This window comes from Streptomyces sp. NPDC046379 (assembly GCF_055587785.1).
In genome coordinates, this window is record NZ_JBVJFP010000002.1 from 381,368 (window position 1) to 398,008 (window position 16,641).

At 75.0% G+C, this 16,641-nt stretch carries 15 protein-coding genes; 9 read left to right on the forward strand and 6 right to left on the reverse strand.

Going from position 1 to position 16,641, the window contains the following annotated elements; translation table 11 throughout:
• Window positions 1-18: 18 nt before the first annotated feature.
• Window positions 19-630 carry a TetR/AcrR family transcriptional regulator gene (locus ACZ6KF_RS05605; RefSeq protein WP_469237414.1) on the reverse strand — a complete coding sequence of 204 codons (612 nt, stop codon included), beginning with the start codon at window positions 628-630 and terminating at the stop codon, window positions 19-21.
• A 124-nt stretch (window positions 631-754) separates the two neighbouring features.
• Between ACZ6KF_RS05605 and ACZ6KF_RS05610 the strand changes: the two genes are divergently transcribed.
• The 5 genes from ACZ6KF_RS05610 (at window position 755) to ACZ6KF_RS05630 (ending at window position 7,178) form a co-directional block, all read left to right on the forward strand.
• Window positions 755-2,074 (forward strand): radical SAM protein, encoded by a 1,320-nt coding sequence (locus tag ACZ6KF_RS05610; RefSeq protein ID WP_356632681.1) that lies wholly within the window; start codon window positions 755-757, stop codon window positions 2,072-2,074.
• 250 nt (window positions 2,075-2,324) lie between these two features.
• Window positions 2,325-3,776, forward strand: coding sequence for a cellulose binding domain-containing protein (locus tag ACZ6KF_RS05615; protein ID WP_469237416.1), 1,452 nt, complete (start codon window positions 2,325-2,327; stop codon window positions 3,774-3,776).
• Window positions 3,777-4,086: 310 nt separating this feature from the next.
• Window positions 4,087-5,187, forward strand: coding sequence for a ribosome small subunit-dependent GTPase A (rsgA, locus tag ACZ6KF_RS05620; RefSeq protein WP_356632685.1), 1,101 nt, complete (start codon window positions 4,087-4,089; stop codon window positions 5,185-5,187).
• Between the two features lie 99 nt (window positions 5,188-5,286).
• On the forward strand, window positions 5,287-6,681 hold the full coding sequence (locus ACZ6KF_RS05625) for a bifunctional transcriptional activator/DNA repair enzyme AdaA (protein WP_469237591.1): 1,395 nt from the start codon (window positions 5,287-5,289) through the stop codon (window positions 6,679-6,681).
• The gene (locus ACZ6KF_RS05630) at window positions 6,678-7,178 is read left to right on the forward strand and encodes a methylated-DNA--[protein]-cysteine S-methyltransferase (RefSeq protein ID WP_469237417.1); all 501 of its coding nucleotides are present in this window, start codon (window positions 6,678-6,680) and stop codon (window positions 7,176-7,178) included. Before ACZ6KF_RS05625 ends, ACZ6KF_RS05630 begins: the two co-directional genes overlap by 4 nt.
• A gap of 2 nt (window positions 7,179-7,180) precedes the next feature.
• Here the strand turns inward: ACZ6KF_RS05630 and ACZ6KF_RS05635 are convergent, their stop codons facing one another.
• Window positions 7,181-7,663, reverse strand: a complete 483-nt coding sequence (locus tag ACZ6KF_RS05635; protein ID WP_356632689.1) for a DUF456 domain-containing protein — start codon at window positions 7,661-7,663, stop codon at window positions 7,181-7,183.
• Window positions 7,664-7,795: 132 nt separating this feature from the next.
• Here ACZ6KF_RS05635 and ACZ6KF_RS05640 point away from each other — a divergent pair, with 132 nt between their 5' ends.
• Window positions 7,796-9,037, forward strand: a complete 1,242-nt coding sequence (locus ACZ6KF_RS05640; RefSeq protein WP_469237418.1) for a protein phosphatase 2C domain-containing protein — start codon at window positions 7,796-7,798, stop codon at window positions 9,035-9,037.
• A 7-nt stretch (window positions 9,038-9,044) separates the two neighbouring features.
• Here the strand turns inward: ACZ6KF_RS05640 and ACZ6KF_RS05645 are convergent, their stop codons facing one another.
• Complete coding sequence (locus tag ACZ6KF_RS05645; RefSeq protein ID WP_469237420.1) at window positions 9,045-10,571, reverse strand: helix-turn-helix domain-containing protein; 1,527 nt, start codon at window positions 10,569-10,571, stop codon at window positions 9,045-9,047.
• A 238-nt stretch (window positions 10,572-10,809) separates the two neighbouring features.
• Between ACZ6KF_RS05645 and ACZ6KF_RS05650 the strand changes: the two genes are divergently transcribed.
• Both ACZ6KF_RS05650 and ACZ6KF_RS05655 read left to right on the forward strand, forming a co-directional pair.
• Window positions 10,810-11,439: a hypothetical protein gene (locus ACZ6KF_RS05650; RefSeq protein ID WP_469237421.1), complete on the forward strand. Its 630-nt coding sequence runs from the start codon at window positions 10,810-10,812 to the stop codon at window positions 11,437-11,439.
• A 391-nt stretch (window positions 11,440-11,830) separates the two neighbouring features.
• Window positions 11,831-12,289: an ATP-binding protein gene (locus ACZ6KF_RS05655; protein ID WP_469237422.1), complete on the forward strand. Its 459-nt coding sequence runs from the start codon at window positions 11,831-11,833 to the stop codon at window positions 12,287-12,289.
• Window positions 12,290-12,406: 117 nt separating this feature from the next.
• Here the strand turns inward: ACZ6KF_RS05655 and ACZ6KF_RS05660 are convergent, their stop codons facing one another.
• On the reverse strand, window positions 12,407-13,453 hold the full coding sequence (locus ACZ6KF_RS05660; protein WP_356627775.1) for a DUF2637 domain-containing protein: 1,047 nt from the start codon (window positions 13,451-13,453) through the stop codon (window positions 12,407-12,409).
• 293 nt (window positions 13,454-13,746) lie between these two features.
• Window positions 13,747-14,610 (reverse strand): (2Fe-2S)-binding protein, encoded by an 864-nt coding sequence (locus ACZ6KF_RS05665; RefSeq protein ID WP_469237425.1) that lies wholly within the window; start codon window positions 14,608-14,610, stop codon window positions 13,747-13,749.
• Between the two features lie 166 nt (window positions 14,611-14,776).
• On the opposite strand from ACZ6KF_RS05665, the gene ACZ6KF_RS05670 reads away from it, so the two are divergent.
• On the forward strand, window positions 14,777-15,583 hold the full coding sequence (locus tag ACZ6KF_RS05670) for a GntR family transcriptional regulator (protein ID WP_469237427.1): 807 nt from the start codon (window positions 14,777-14,779) through the stop codon (window positions 15,581-15,583).
• 171 nt (window positions 15,584-15,754) lie between these two features.
• Here the strand turns inward: ACZ6KF_RS05670 and ACZ6KF_RS05675 are convergent, their stop codons facing one another.
• A complete protein-coding gene (locus ACZ6KF_RS05675; protein ID WP_356627777.1) occupies window positions 15,755-16,528 on the reverse strand; it encodes a hypothetical protein in 774 nt (257 codons plus the stop codon).
• Window positions 16,529-16,641 lie beyond the last annotated feature (113 nt).

Below are 16,641 nucleotides of genomic sequence, written 5' to 3' on the forward strand. Positions count from 1 at the left end.
TGAGGTGGATGGCCGGGCTCAGCTAATCACCGCGGTGAGGGCGCGGGCGGCCGAGATGACGCAGATCACGTCCGGGAGGGCGATCAGGAGCGGTCGGCGGGCGGCAGGCCCGCCACGACCAGGCCGACCAGGCGGCGCAGCCGTCGGCGCAGGACCCGGGGCGCCCTCCGAGCGGCCGGTGCCGGCGGTCGAGGCGAGCAGGACGACGGCCGTCTCCAGCGGGTCGGGCGCCGCGGACTCCTCGGCCAGCAGCCGGGCGAGGACGTCGACCAGCCGGTCGTCCGCGCGGCCGGTCCCCGCCGGGGCGTCCGCGACCGGCTCCTGCCGGTGGCGCGCCTGCGCGCCCCAGCCCTCGCCGCCGCCCGCGTCGAGCTCGACCCGCAGCACCCCGTGGACCCGGTCGGCGAGGTCCCCCTCCGCCTCCCGGGCGCGCCGCGCGGCCGCCGGCGGCCGGGCGGCCGTGTGCTCCGTGACCGCGGCGAACACGTCCTGCTTGTTGCGGAAGTACTGGTAGAGCGCGGGCCGGGACACCCCGGCGGCCCGTGCGACCAGGTCCATCGAGGTGTGCCGGAAGCCGTGCCGCCCGAAGACCTCGACGGCCGCCGCCACGATGTCGTCCCGCCTGCCCATCTGACGACCCTGACGACATGTGTCAGGATCGTCGACGGGTGTCAGGGGTGACCCGGCTGCACGCCCGTGGAGGCGCGGGGCATACCGTGAGGAGTCGAACGCCGGACCAGGGAGGAGAACACGGATGGGCAGCCGCACCGCGCTCGTCGAGGATCTGATGGAGCGCTTCCCGCACGTTCCCCGGGAGGCCGTCTTCAAGGAGGACCTCCTTCGCGGGGGCGTGGCCTTCGACCCCTCCGCGCTGAGCGACAACGAGGGCGGCGAGGTCAAGCCGAAGTCGTACTTCATCTTCTCCTTCGACCACGGCACCCTCCCGGAGCTGGGCGAGGCCGCGCTGCGCCGCCCGCCCGAGGAGATCATCCTCACGGGCGGCCCCTACGACCTGCGCCGCACGGTCGTCTCCGTGCGCGTGAACCCGTCCTCCCCGTACCGCGTCGCCGCCGACGAGGACGGCATGCTCGGCCTCTACCTCGACGGCCGGCGAATCTCCGACGTCGGCGTGCCCCCGATGCCGGAGTACTACCGGCACACGCTCTCCAACGGGAAGTCGGTCATGGAGGTGGCCCCCACCATCCAGTGGGGCTACCTGATCTACCTCACCGTCTTCCGGGTGTGCCAGTACTTCGGCGCCAAGGAGGAGTGCCAGTACTGCGACATCAACCACAACTGGCGCCAGCACAAGGCCGCCGGACGCCCCTACACCGGCGTCAAGGACGTCGAGGAGGTCCTGGAGGCGCTGGAGATCATCGACCGGTACGACACCCAGAGGACGTCCACCGCCTACACGCTCACCGGCGGCGCGATCACCAAGACCGTCGCCGGGCGTGACGAGGCCGACTTCTACGGCCACTACGCCAAGGCCATCGAGGAGCGCTTCCCAGGCCGCTGGATCGGCAAGGTCGTCGCGCAGGCGCTGCCCAGGGACGACGTCCAGCGGTTCAAGGACTACGGCGTGCAGATCTACCACCCCAACTACGAGGTGTGGGACCGCCGCCTGTTCGAGCTGTACTGCCCCGGCAAGGAGCGCTACGTCGGCCGCGACGAGTGGCACCGGCGCATCCTTGACTCGGCGGAGGTCTTCGGCCCGCGCAACGTCATCCCCAACTTCGTCGCCGGCGTGGAGATGGCCGAGCCCTTCGGCTTCACCACCGTCGACGAGGCCATCGCGTCGACCACCGAGGGCCTGCGCTTCTTCATGTCGCACGGCATCACGCCCCGGTTCACCACCTGGTGCCCCGAGCCCACCACCCCGCTGGGCAAGGCCAACCCGCAGGGCGCGCCGCTGGAGTACCACATCCGCCTGCTGGAGGCCTACCGCGCCACCATGGACGACTTCGGCCTCACCTCCCCGCCCGGCTACGGCCCGCCCGGCCCCGGCCGCGCGGTGTTCTCGGTCAGCTCCTTCATGGACAGCCTGTCGGCGGAGGAGCCGGTGGAGGTCTGAAGCGCCGGGGCGCCGGCCGAGGGGCCGGCGGACGGCGCGGCCCCCGGGACGCCCGCGGAGGTCCGATCCCTCGGGAATGAAACGCGGATTCGGGGGCACCCGTCGGACGAGCGGTGGGTTCGAAAATGTCGCTTGTCAGTCGTGGCGAGCCCGTGAAAGGCTCGTGCACCACTCCGAGGTCGCCTCAACTCCCATGGCCTTATGGTGAGTTGACCTCGCAGGTGACCTCGCATGTGGATGCAGGAGACCGATGCCCGACCTGCCGACGCCCCGGGACGCGACCGAGGCCGCGCTGTTCACCGAGTGCTGGGACACGGTGCTCTCGTACGCCGACCTGTGCACGTCCGGGTCCGCCGCGGCGACCCGGCTCGCCCGGGAGGCGTTCGCGCACGGGATGCGGCAACTGCGCGCCGCCGACGCCGCCGCACCGCGCGGCGCGGGCCGGCGTGCCGCCCGGCTGCCCCGGATCCCCCTGCTGCTGACGGCCGTCCGCACCACGGCGGCCGACTGGGAGGACCGGGGCGAGGGCCACCGGCTCGACCCGGAGCTGCGGCTGTGGCTGGGCTCCGAGCAGGCCGCCCGCTTCACCGGCCCTCCGTCGCGTCGCCCGCTCGCGCTGCGCGCCCTGCGCGACATGCAGGCCGCCGACGCGGAACTGCTGTGGCTGACCGAGGTGGAGGCCCTGCCGCTGTCCGTCGCGGCCCGCCGCCTCGGCCTCGCCCCCGAGGTCGCCGCGGACGAACTGGCCGACGTGCGCGGCCTGTTCCGGGACCGGTGCCTGCGCAATCACCTCGACACCCCGATGGACCCCGAGTGCGGCAGATATGCCCGGCTGCTCGACGCGGTCACCCGCTCCCCGGTCACCGAGACCCCCGACGACCTCTCCCGGCACCTCGCCCAGTGCCTGAGCTGCGGGGAGACGGCGGCCTGCCTGCGGCTGCACGGCGGCGGCCTGCCCGGCGCGCTCGCCACCGGCGTCGTCGGCTGGGGCGGCCTCGCCTACCTGGAACGCCGCCGCCGGGCGGCCGACGTCCGCCTCGGCGCCGGCCGCCCCGACCAGGACGACGGCAGCCCCCTCCAGGGCGGCACCGGCCGCACACGGGTGCTGCGCAACGGTCTCCTGGTCGCCGCCGTCCTGGTCTCCGTGCTGGCCCTCGCCGTCACCCTGGTGCCGTCCGGCGACCCCGCGGACGAGGCGGCGCCTCCCGGCGACACCGCCGACCGCCAGCCGGTGGCCGACCCGTGGTCGTCGCCGGCCGAGGAGAGCACACCCGCCCGGCCCTCGCCGTCCGGTGCACGGCCGGGGACGCCCGCCCCCGCACCCCAGGGCGCCCGCCCCACCACACCCGGGCCGACGCCGACACCGACCCCCACGCCCACCCCGGCGGCTTCCTGCCGGGTCGACTACCGCCTGGTCGGCCAGTGGCCCGACGGCTTCCAGGCCACCGTGAAGATCACCACCGACCGCGCCCTGGACGACTGGCGCGTCGGCTGGACCTTCCGCGACGGCCAGCACGTCAACCAGATGTGGGACGCGACCTTCACCCAGACCGGCGCCGACGTCACGGCCCGCGCCGCCGACTACAACAAGGCGGTTCCCGAGGGCGGCGCCCTGTCCCTCGGCTTCCTCGCCTCCTGGAAGGGCGCCAACTCCCCGGCGTACGACTTCACGCTGAACGGGCGGGTGTGCGCGACGTCGTGAACGTCCGCCCATGAGGGCCCGCCACGCGGGCCGACCCGTGCACGCCCGCTCCAATATTCGGTGGCGCCCCGCGCGGGCGCCGCTCTAGGCTGGGCCCCGACTTCGCGTGAGGCCCTCGCGTCTCCCGTGAGGCCCTCACGTTTCGAGCGAGAACAGATCCGAGTGAAGAACAGGAGGTGTCGACCGATGGCTGTCACTGCGCCGGGCGCTGCCCGCATCCAGGAACTCCTCACGTCCACCTCCGTGGCCGCCGGCTGACCTTCCTCGACTTCCTTCACGCCGGGGCCGCCCCTTCCGAAGGGTCACCCTGTTGTCCTCGTGGTCTTCCACCACCGTTTCCTCCGTCCTCGCCCCCTACGGCTGGGACGACGCCTGGGCGGCCGAGTTCGCCCCGTACGCCTCCGACGGGCTGCTGCCCGGGCGGGTCCTGCGCGTCGACCGGGGGCAGTGCGACGTCGTCACCGCCGGCGGAGTGCTGCGCGCCGACACCGCGTTCGTCACCCCGCACGACCCCCTGCGGGTCGTGTGCACCGGCGACTGGGTCGCCGTCGAACCCGGCGGCAACCCGCGCTACGTGCGCGCGTACCTCCCGCGCCGCACCGCCTTCGTGCGCTCCACCTCCTCCCAGCGGTCAGAGGGCCAGATCCTCGCCGCCAACGTCGACCACGCCGTCGTCGCCGTGTCCCTCGCCGTCGAGCTCGACCTCGGCCGCATCGAGCGCTTCCTCGCCCTGGCCTGGGAGTCCGGGGCGCAGCCCGTGGTCGTGCTGACCAAGGCCGACCTGGTGCCGGACCCGGCGACGCTCGCGCACCTCGTCCAGGACGTCGAGACCAGCGCGCCCGGCGTGCCCGTGCTCACGGTCAGCGCCCGGGACGGCGACGGGCTCGACGTCCTCGCCGCCGTCGTCGGGCACGGCACCTCCGTGCTGCTCGGGCAGTCCGGCGCAGGCAAGTCCACGCTCGCGAACGCCCTGCTCGGCGAGGACGTGATGGACGTCCGGGCCACCCGTGACGTGGACGGCAAGGGGCGGCACACCACCACCACCCGCAATCTGCTGCTCCTGCCCGGCGGCGGCGTGCTCATCGACACGCCGGGCCTGCGCGGCGTGGGGCTGTGGGACGCCGGAACCGGCGTCGGGCAGGTCTTCGCCGAGATCGAGGAGCTGGCCGCGGAGTGCCGGTTCCACGACTGCGCCCACGAGTCCGAGCCGGGCTGCGCGGTGCGGGCCGCCATCGAGGCGGGCGAGCTTCCGGTGCGGCGGCTGGAGAGCTACCGCAAGCTGTTGCGGGAGAACCAGCGCATCGTCGCCAAGACGGACGCCCGGCTGCGCGCCGAGATCCGCAAGGACTGGAAGCGCAAGGGCGCCGAGGGCCGTGCGGCCATGGAGGCCAAGCGCAACGGCTGGAGGTGACGGCCCGCAGGGCGTGGCCGGGGAGCCCTCAACGCCATGTCCGATTTCCGCCAGCCGCGTGCCCCGCCGTGGCGGAGACTGGAACGCGTGAGGGAACGTCTGCGGGACGAGGACAGCAGGTACGAGGCCGTGCGCAGCAGGGACGGCCGCTTCGACGGCGTGTTCTTCTTCGCCGTCGTCACGACCGGCGTCTACTGCCGTCCCAGCTGCCCCGCCGTGACGCCCAGGCGGCACAACGTGCGGTTCTTCGCGACGGCCGCCGCCGCGCAGGCCTCGGGTTTCCGGGCCTGCCGGCGGTGCCGTCCGGACGCCGTGCCCGGCTCGGCCGAGTGGAACGTCCGCGCCGACGTCGTCGGCCGCGCCATGCGGCTGATCGCCGACGGCGTGATCGACCGGGAGGGCGTCGCCGGCCTCGCCGCGTGGCTCGGGTACAGCGCACGGCAGGTGCAGCGGCAGCTCACCGCCGAACTCGGCGCCGGCCCCGTGGCACTGGCCCGCACCCAGCGGGCGCACACCGCGCGCGTGCTGTTGCGCACCACCGACCTGCCCGTCACGCAGATCGCGTTCGCCTCCGGCTTCGCCAGCGTCCGGCAGTTCAACGACACCGTCCGCGCGGTGTACGGCCTGACGCCCACCGCCCTGCGCGCCGCCGCCCCGGGAGGCCGGAGCCGGCGCGTGGACTGCCGGGGCGCCGGGATACCGCTCAGGCTCGCCCACCGCGGCCCCTACCACGCCGCGTCCGTCTTCGACCTGCTCCAGCGCGAGGCCGTCCCCGGCGTCGAGGAGGTGCGCGGCCCGGCCGGCGCGCGCACCTACCGCCGTACCCTGCGCCTCCCGTACGGCACCGGAGTCGTCGCCGTCGGCGAACGCTCCCGCGCCTCCGGCTCCGCCACCCGGCGCGGTGGCCGGCTCGAAGCCCGCCTGCACCTGACCGACCCGCGCGACCTCACCACCGCCGTGCAGCGGCTGCGCCGGCTGTTCGACCTGGACGCCGATCCGTACGCCGTCGACGAGCGGCTCGGCGCCGATCCGCGGCTCGCCCCGCTGGTCGCGGCCCGGCCGGGGCTGCGCTCGCCGGGCACGACGGACCCGGAGGAGCTGGCGGTACGGGCGGTGGCGGGGCGCGCGGAGGCGGAGCGGCTGGTACGGCGGTACGGCAAGGTCCTCGACGCGCCCAGCGGCGCCCTCACCCACCTCTTCCCCGAGCCCGCCGTCCTCGCCGAGGCCGAGCCCGCCGGACCCCTGGGCGCGCTCACCGCCGCCCTCGCCGACGGCGTCGTACGGCTGGACCCGGGCGCCGACCGGGACGCGGCGCACGACGCGCTGCTCGCCCTGCCCGGCCTCGGCCCCGCCACCGTCGCCGTCATCCGCACCCGTGCCCTCGGCGACCCCGACGTCGCGCCGCCCGGCACGCACGCCCCCGACAGCTGGCGCCCCTGGCGCTCCTACGCCCTGCTGCACCTGAAGCACGCACGACCTCTGGAGCACGCATGACCTACTGGACGAGCCTCGACAGCCCTCTCGGCGCGCTGCTCCTCACCGCCGACGCCGACGGCGCGCTGACCTCCGTCTTCGTCCCCGGCCAGAAGGCAGGCCGCGGCGCGCTCGACGACCGGCGGCACGACCCCGCGCCCTTCCGCGCGGCCCGGGAACAGCTCGCCGCCTACTTCGCCGGCGAGTTGAAGGAGTTCCACCTGCCGCTGCGCGCCCACGGCACCGCCTTCCGCGAGCGGGTCTGGGAGGCGCTGGACACGCTGCCGTACGGGGCGACGACGACGTACGGCGAGATCGCCGCACGGGTCGGCGCGCCCCGGGCCGCCGTGCGCGCGGTCGGCGGGGCGATCGGCGCGAACCCGCTGCTGATCGTCCGCCCCTGCCACCGGGTCATCGGCGCGAACGGCTCCCTCACCGGCTACGCGGGCGGCCTGGACCGCAAGGTGCGGCTGCTGACGCTGGAGGGCGTCCTGAACGGCACGAAGGGGGGTATGTGAGGTCAGCCCCACAGCACCGCCCCGGCCCACGCCCCCGTGATCAGCAGGCAGGTGAACAGCTCCACCAGCATGCTCGACCCGCCCGAGCGCATCACCGAGCGCAGCGCCGCCCGTGCCTCTCCGTGCCGGCCCAGGCGCCGTCGCTCGGAGAGGTAGACGCCCGCCATGAAGCCGGGGATCGCGCCGACGACCGGCAGCAGGAAGAAGCCGACGAGGGCGCCCGCGCCGGCGTACGCCGTCATCCGCGGCGGCGCCCCGCCCGCCCGCAGCCTCCGCGGCGGCAGCGCCCAGCGCACCGCCTCCGACAGCAGCAGCACGACGGTGGCGCCCACCAGCACGAACCACGCCACCGGCCGGGGGTCCTCCAGCGCCCACCACAGGACCGCAGCCCACACCAGCCACGCCCCGGGCACCCCCGGCACCAGCACTCCGCACAGGCCGAGCAGGATGACCAGACCGACCAGCAGGAGCTCCCACACTCCCATCAGTCCAGCCTGCCGGACCCGGGCCCGGCCCGCAGTCCGGCCCGCTCGCATGACCGTTCGGTGGGTGGCGGCGGGCGCGGATTTTCCGGATGCCCCGTTTTCATCCGCCCCGAGCGGTGGACAATTGGCGGCATGAGCCAGCCTGGGGGAAGGCCCACCGGTCGCGCCGACGACTGGTGGGGGCAGCTGTACGACGACTCCACCGACGACACGGGTCCCGCGCGCACGCCCGACTCGCTGGACGACCGGTTCGCGTCCGCGTCCACGGCGGTGAGCGGCGGCGGGACGGCGGACGTCCCCGGACCGCGCACCCCGCCGGCGGACCCGTCGCCGCCCCTCGCCCCGCGCGGCCCGACCGCCTCGACGACCGGCGCCCCCGCCGTCGACCCCCCGCCCCCGCCCCGCCCCGGCCCCCTCCACCACGTCGGCTCCGGACCGCCCACCTACGAACCGGAACCCACCGCCTTGCCCGCGGCCGACCCCGACGACCTCGGCGACCTGGTCCCCGACACCGTGCTGGACGGCGCCCGCTACGGCGCCTGCGTTCTGCGCGCGGCCTCCGTGCGCGGGGACTCCGCCCGCTACCGCGGCGAGCCGCGCCGCGACGCGCTGCTCACCGCCCGGTTCGGCGCCGGCGACGACGCGCTGGTGCTGGTGGCGATGGCGACCGGCGCACGGACCACGCCCGGCGCGCACCGGGCGGCGGTCGAGCTGTGCCGCTGGATCGGCCGCGCCGTCGGCCGCAGCCACGCCCGGCTCACCGATGACATACGGGCCGGCCGGCGCGGCGACCTCAAGTCCGGGCTGCACCGGCTCACCGACCGAAGCCTCGGCAGGCTGCGCGCGAGCGCCGCCGAACAGGGCCTCGACCCCGACGGGCACTCCGCCACCCTGCGCTGCCTCCTGCTCCCCGCCGACCCCGGCTGCCGCACCCGTGTCTTCTTCGGCGTCGGCGCGGGCGGTCTCTTCCGGCTGCGCGGCGGCGCCTGGCAGGACATCGAACCGCAGGTCACCGACGCCACCGGCGAAGCCGTCGTCGGCCACGGCCCGCCGTCCACCGCCACACCCGAGGGCGACCGGCTCACCCGGGAGCTGGGCATCCCGGCCCCGCCGAGCCCGTACGAACCGGCGCCGGCCCCGTCCCGCGAGCCGTTCCGCTTCCGCGCCTCGGTCGCCCGCCCCGGCGACACGCTGCTGATGTGCACCGGCGGCCTCGCCGACCCCCTGCGCGGCGAGCCGGGCCTGTCCGCCCACCTCACCGAGCGCTGGTCGGCCCCGCAGCCGCCGGGACTCGCCGCGTTCCTCGCCGACACCCAGGTACGGGTGAAGGGCTACTCCGACGACCGCACGGCGGCGGCCGTCTGGGAGGCGTGAGCCGGCCTCACTCGACGTACGTCCCCCACGCCCGGGCCTCGGTGTCGTAGCCGTGGCGCGGCAGGCCCTTGATCGCGCTGGTGCGGAACGGGCGGCCCGCGTCGTCGATGAGCAGGGTGCCGGTGCGGCCCGCGGAGGACCAGTCGAGCTCCAGGTACCAGGCGCAACCGCAGTTCTCCGTACGGGCGTTGACCATCAACACCTCCGGGTCCTCGGCCGAGACCCGGTACGGCAGCCGCACCGCCGGGATCGGGTCGCCCTCGTTGCTGCCGGCCACCGAGTGCGCGATCGGGCGGTCGGCGTCCAGATTCACGGCGAAGTGGCGGGGCGTGATCGAGCCGCCGCAACCGCTGCTCATCGCATAGGAGTTGCCCGGCACCGGGTCCGTGCGGCCCACCACGCGCACGCGCAGCGCCTCCAGGACGACCGCCGTGGACGACCGGCCCTGAAGGGTGATCCGCACGTTCGTCTCCCGTCCGTGCACCGCCGCCTGCGTCGCCGCCCAGGTCCTGGCGTCCTGCGGGACCGGCGGCGGCGGGACCTGCGCCGGGGGTTTGGCGATGACGTAGTCGTGTGCGCAACCCGCCGTCCACACATGGGAGTCGGCGGTCCAGGTGAGGGGCGCGCGGGCGGGTGCCGTCGCGCGGGCCGGGGCGGAGGGGGAGGCCGGGGAGGCGGGTCGAGCGGTGGAGGACCGGTCGCCCTTCCTCCCGGGGGAGGGGCGGGGGCCGGTGCGGTCGGGGGAGGGGGAAGCGGAGAGCGGAGGGGACGAGGTGGGGGAAGGGGGAGCGGTGTCCGCGCCGGTTGGCGGTAACGGCAGTGCGCTCGTGCCGGATCGGGGGGTGGCCGGGGCCGCCTGCGTGGTGGGGGTGCGGTCCGACGTGAGGGCGGAGAGGCTGCCCAGGGTCAGGAGCAGGACGCTCGACGCCGCCGCCGTGACGGTGAGGCGGCGTCGTCGGTACCAGGGCCGGGGGTCGGGGCGAGGTTCGGGGTCCGGGGCCGACTCCGGGGCCGGCTCCCCGCCGGCCGGGACCGACTTCCTTGCTGGGACCGATTTCCCGGCAAGGGCCGACTTCGCGGCCGGTTCAGGGTCCTCGGCCAGGTCCTCGTCCCCGGCCAGGTCCTGGTCCCCGGCCAGGCCCTGGTCCCCGGCCGTCCCCGGCGTACGGTCCGTCTCCGGTGTCCGGTCCGTCTCCGGCGTACGGTCCGTCTCCGCGTCCCCGGCCGGGGCGGCCGTCTCCGGGTGCCCCGCCGCGGTCGGCTGCGGCGACCTGCCCCGTCGGCGCGCCTCCACCGCGCGGAGCCAGTGCCGGTGCAGTTCCAGGCGTTCCTGCGCGGTCGCCCCGCACAGCGCGGCGAAGCGCTCCACGGGGGCGAAGTCCTGGGGGACCGCGTCGCCCGCGCAGTAGCGGTGCAGCGTGGAGGTGTTCATGCCCAGACGGCGGGCCAGCTGACCGTAGCTGCGGTCCGTGCGCCCCTTCAGCTCCCGCAGCAGCCGGGCGAACCCGGCGACCTCGTCGTCCCGTTCCGGCACCGTACCCCCGCCTTCCGCGCGCTCGTCCGGGCGTCCCGGCCCACAACGGCATCCCAGGCACCCATGTACCTGCACGTCAGAAGGGCTGGGATGGTTCCACCCCGGCCAACCCGGCGGCGGCTGTTGCGCCCGGCCGCCGCCCGCGCCGATGCTCTTGGCAGCCGCTTCCGGCGCCGCCGTGACCATCCGGCACCGTACGGCACCGCACCCATGCACGCACTCGGCAACGGGGAGATCCATGCCCATCCGCAACCGCGCCGGCCTCAGCGCCGCGCTCACCGCCGTCACGGCGCTCGCCGCCACGGCCTCCGTCACCGTGCTCGCCACCGCGGGCACCGCCGCAGCGGCGGACCGCTCGCCCCGGTTCCTCTCGGCCGCCGACCTGCCCCCGCACCCCTCCTCCGCGTGGACCGCGGGCAAGGTCACCGACGGCGTCCCGGACGAGCTGCGGCTGTGCCTGGACGACGTGTTCCCGGGCTACGACTCCCGCTACCGCCCCTTCCACACCGACCTCGACACCACCGCCCGCCAGCTGACCATCGTCACCGGCAGCACGGCCAAGGCGAAGGCGCTCGCCGCCCGGATGAACCAGGAGATCCGGACCTGCGCCACGCGCGTCGAGCAGGCGCACCCCGACGTCGAGGCCACCCACCGCGGCTACGGCGCGCTGCCCGTCGAGGAGGGCGCCCGCGTCCACGGGCTGCACACCGAGACGTCCTGGGGCGCCAACGACGTCCGCCTGCTCTCGGTGGGCCGGGACGGGCGGACCGTCACCGTCGTCGAGTGGTCCCAGATCGGCGACCTCGACGACGCCCCGGTCCGCGCCTTCAAGCGGACCACCACCACCGCGGTCGGCAAGCTCTACTGAGCCGGGTACCGGGCGACTGCCCGAGCGGGCGGCTGTCCTCCCCTCACGGGGGTGGGGAGGACAGCCGCCAGTGCTCCACCCGGCAGACGGTTTCCGGCCAGTTTTCACCGAACGGCCGTTCTGCCGTGCGACGCGGCCCGCGCCGACGGAATTCCGGCGTCCACGGCCGGCGACGGTGTGTGACCGCCCTTCACCGCCCGACCGGCCGCAAGGCACGGGCGGCGCGGCGGTTCCGGACGCCTGTCGGGGTGGCCCGGTGACGTCCCCGGCCGTGGCCGAACAACCGGTTGTTGATGATTCCACATGACTGGCCCCGTGCCGATGGGGCATTCATCCCCCTGAACGTGTTCGAGCAGGAGGGAAACCGACCATCGGCACGCGGGCGGGGGACATGAAGAGGCAGGCGTCGGGAGGCGGTTCCGCGACCATCGGGACCACTTCGGCACACAGGCAGCTCAGGCACAGACTCGGAAGGGCCGATCTGCGGGCGGTGCCGCAGGCACGCCGGGCCCTGCGCGAACTGCTGCGGGACTGGGGCGAACCCGAGTCGTCCCGCACCGCGGAACTGCTCACCAGCGAACTCGTCACCAACGCGCTCGTCCACACCGACGGCGAAGCGGTGCTGACGGTCACGGTCGAACCCCGCCGACTGCGGGTGGAAGTACGGGACTTCGTGGGCCGCCGGCCCGCCGTGCGGGTGCCGAACGCCGACGACGGCACGCACACCGGGCCCGGGACGTACAGCACGAACGGCAGGGGGCTGTTACTGGTGCAGTCCCTGGCGGACGCCTGGGGCGTGCTGCCCCACGGGGTGGGCAAATCGGTGTGGTTCGAGCTGGACGCCGCCTGACCGGTCCGGACCCGGGATCGTTCACGACCCGACCGTACGCGGCCCGACGACACGCGTCGGGGGCGCGGCCCGTACCGGCCGCGCCCCCGCACCAGGGCCGTCGTCACTCGGCGCCGCTCAGCCGAACTGCTGCTCCAGGTCCTTGAGCTTGCGCTCCAGGGAGTCCAGACGCGGCAGCGCCATCGTGTCGTCCTCGGCGGTGAGGTCCACCGTGATCGGGTCCGAGCCGCTGCTGCGCACCGGCTGCAGCGAGGGACGGGCGCGCGCCGGCAGTTCCGGCGCCGGTATGGCGGGCTCCGCGGCGACCCGCTCGGTCTCCTGCTCCACGGCCGGCAGCCCGGCCCGGCGACCGCCGCCGCGGCCGGGGAAACCGCGGCCGTGGCCGCGGCTGATCGCCTTGAGTTGGGCCCGCTCCAGGCGCTGTTGGTCGCGCCTGCGCTGCCGGGCCTCCATCTTCTGGCGCTTGTCCTCGCGGACCTCCTCGACCGCCTCGTCCAGGGTGCGCACGCCCTCCAGGAGCATGAGCGACCAGGCGCCGTAGGTCTCGCGCGGGGCCCGCAGCCAGCGGACGATGCGGATCTGCGGCAGCGGGCGCGGCACCAGGCCCTGTTCGCGCAGGGCGGCGCGACGGGTCTGCTTCAGCGCGCGGTCGAACAGCACCGCGGCGGACAGGGACATGCCCGCGAAGAAGTGCGGGGCGCCCGCGTGGCCGGCGCCGCGCGGCGCGTGCACCCAGTTGAACCAGGCCGCGGCGAACGCGAACGTCCACACCAGGATGCGGGAGCCGAGCGCGGCGTCGCCGTGGCTGGCCTCACGCACCGCCAGCACGGAGCAGAACATGGCCGCCCCGTCCAGGCCGAACGGGACCAGGTACTGCCAGCCGCCGCTCAGGCCGAGGTTCTGCTCTCCGAAGCCGACCAGGCCGTGGAAGGAGAGCGCCGCCGCGACCGCGGCACAGCAGAAGAGAAGGACGTAGGAGACGGTGCCGTAGATGGCCTCCTTGCGCCGGCGGCGCTCCTCGCTGCGCTCCCACGAGTCTTCGGCGCCCGCGTCCTTTCCCGCGGCACGCTTGCCGCGCGCGAGCACCGCCACCGCCGCCAGCATGCCCAGGAGCAGTACGGCGCCCGGGAGCAGCCAGTTCAGCGATATGTCGGTCAGTCTCATCTAGGTGGTCCCTTGCATTGGGATAGGGCGTAACGCCCGCCATGGTGGCCCAGACCCGCCGGCCCTCAGGGGGTTTCGGGGCAAGAGGCCGCCAAGGAGGTGCAAGGGGATGCCCAGGACGGCGTTCTGCTCGAACTGCCGCTTGAGGGGCGGGAGTTGAGTTCGAATAAGACTACCCGTCCCGGTGGTGCCACGGAAAGTTCCCGTGACGCGTGAGGAATTGGTGAATCACCTGTAACCGTGCGGGCGGTCTCATCGCAAGGTGATCTTACGCCAGAAGCGGGCGCGGCCCGTCAACGGGCCGCGAGCGCCGTCGGCTTGGCGGGCGTGCGGCGCGCGTCGCACAGCCGCGGACAGTTGGCGCAGATGTCCTCGGGGCGCACGGTGTAGAACATGCAGCAGCTCACCCGGTCGCGGGTGGGCTGCGCCCCGTCAGCCGCCGGACCGGCCGGCGCGCGGAAGGCGGCGGAGCCGACGTACGGCTCGGTCGCGCCCGGCAGCAGCAGCTCCAGCTCGCGGCGCGCCCGCTCCCGCTCGCCGAGGAGCAGCCCGACGTGGTCGAGGCCCTCGACGACCTCGTCGGTGGCCATGCCCCACAGCGCGCGTCCGCGCCGCCGCATCCGGGGCCCGAAGCCGGCGAGGACGGGTTCCAGGTGCTCGGCGACGGCCGCGCGCACCTCGGCGCGCAGGGCGGTCTCGTCGGCGACGACGGTGGCGCCGGGCAGGGCGGCGGCCGGGTCGCCGGGAAGGCAGGCGAAGGAGCCGGGACGCACGGCGATGCCGCCCATGGACAGGCCGGGGACCGTGCGGCTGTACGACACGTGCGTCACGGGATAGCGGGGGACGCGGCGCAGCAGGAGCCACGGCACGGTGATCAGCAGACAGGCGGGCCAGGCGTAGCGGTGCAGGCCGAAGCTGGCTATGACGTCCGGACGGGCCCGCTGTCCGTAGTCCCGGACGACCTGCTCCTCGTCCCAGGCGAGGAAGGCGTCCAGGCCGCCGCCGCCCTCCGCGAGCGCGGCGGCGGTGATCCAGCCGTCCTCCCGGGGGAGGGGGGTGGCGGGGGAGAGTTCGGTCACGGCGAGGCCGGGAAGGACCTCGGCGAGGCGGGCGTACGCCTGCGTGACGGCCGTGCGGGGCGCGGGCGCGGGCTGCATGCGGGACCACCGATTCCGGGCGTCGATTAAAGGTAAGCCTTACCTTACCCAAGTGATCGGGAGTTTGAACTGCCCGGTTCTGCCCATAAGGTGCCCCCTGAGTGGGGCGGGCGGGTGACATCCGCCCGGAAACGACCGCAAGTCCGACACGTCCGGAGGAGGACCCGTGGAACAGGGCGGGCACGGCGCGCGGGGCGCCTCCGGGGCGGGGTCCGGGCGGCCGTCGGTGCCGCGGGTGCCGGCGCAGCCGACGGCGGCGGACGTGGACCGCGGCCGGGCGCCCGGACCGGAGCGTGGTGCGCGATCGCGGCGGGACGAGGGGGCCCCGGCAGGGCGGCCTGTCGTGCAGCGGTCGTCGGTGCGCGGGCAGATCCTCGACGCCCTGCGCACCGCGCTGATGTCCGGCGAACTGCGGCCCGGAGAGGTCTACTCGGCCCCGGTGCTCGGGGAACGGTTCGGGGTGTCGGCGACGCCCGTGCGCGAGGCGATGCAGCAGCTCGCGGCGGAGGGCGCGGTCGAGGTCGTGCCCAACCGGGGCTTCCGGGTGGTCGAACGGGACCCGCGGGAGCTGGCCGAGCTGACCCAGGTGCGGGCGCTGATCGAGGCCCCGGTCATCCTGCGCCTGGCCCGCACGGTGCCGCCGGAAGGCTGGGCCCGGCTGCGTCCCCTGGCCGAGGCGACGGTCCGCGCGGCGTCCGCCGGCTGTACGGCGACGTATGCGGAGGCGGACCGTGCCTTCCACCGGGCGATCCTCGCCCTCGCCGGCAACACCCAGCTGACCCGGGTCGCCGAAGACCTGCACCGGCGCACACAATGGCCCCTCCTGGGCCCCGCCGGCCCCCAGGCCCGCACCGACCTGATCGCCGACGCCGCCCAGCACACGGCCCTGCTGGATGCCCTGATCGCCCACGACGGGGAGAGGGTCCGGCTGCTGGTGCGCGAGCACTTCGGACATGTCGGCGAGGATGACTGACCGGTCGTGGCGATCGACGGCCGTCGCGACGACCGGTGGGACAGCGGGACGGGCGGGACAGCGGGACGGCCGGAGAGGACGACCGGCCGGTCACGGCTCCTGCGACGACCCGACGACCCGACGCTAGTCGACCCGTCGACCCGTCGACCCGTCGACCCGTCGATGCGACGCCTACGACGCCGCCGCCGGTGGCGCCAACTGCGGTGCCAGCCATGTCGGCACGCCCCCCAGGAGACGGAACAGGCGGCGGGCCTCCTCCCGCAGGCGGGACGCCTCCGGTTCGGGTTCCGTGTCGGCCAGGGAGGCCAGTGCCGGGGCCGTGCCGACGAGGAAGCCCAGCTCCTCGCGGATGCGCAGGGACTCGGCGAAACCGTGCCGTGCCTCGGCCAGGTCGCCGTCGCGCAGGGCCAGCCCGGCCAGATGACGCCAGGTGAAGGAGAGCAGCAGGGCGTCGCCGTGCGCCGTGGCCGCCGCGTGCGCCCGGCGGTAGGCGGCGCGCGCCGCCTGCGGTGAGCGGGTCAGGTTCTCGGCGAGCAGCCCGCGCCGGAAGTCCAGCAGGGCCCGCCCCGGCGTTCCCGGAGGGATCAGCGCCGCCGCCCGCCCCAGCGCGGCGCGCGCCTCGTCGGCCCGGTCGCGCACGGAGTGCAGGGTGGCGGCGTAGGCGAGCTGGCCGCGTTCGCAGGCCGCGGCCCCGCGTTCCTCGTCGGTGTGGGCCTGCGCCTCGGCCGTGCGCAGCGCGTCCTCCGCCTCCTCCCACCCCTGTTCGGTGAACAGGCACCGTTCGACCAGCAGTGCCGCCCGCTGGAGTGCCGCCGCGGCCGTGGCCGGCGGCAGCAGGGCCGCCGCGTCCACCCAGCAGGCCCGCGAGCGAAGCCGCCACACCGCTGTCTGGAGGGGATCGTCATCAGAGGTCGTTCCGGTACCGGACATGGCGGAATGCGCCACGTTGCCCTCCCCGAGCGCGCCATCGAGCTGTTGAGTGGTGGCCGCATTTCAGCACCCCTACGGCCGTCCGGCCAAGGGGGCGGGTGAAGGAATTCACAAAGTCGTGGGAACAG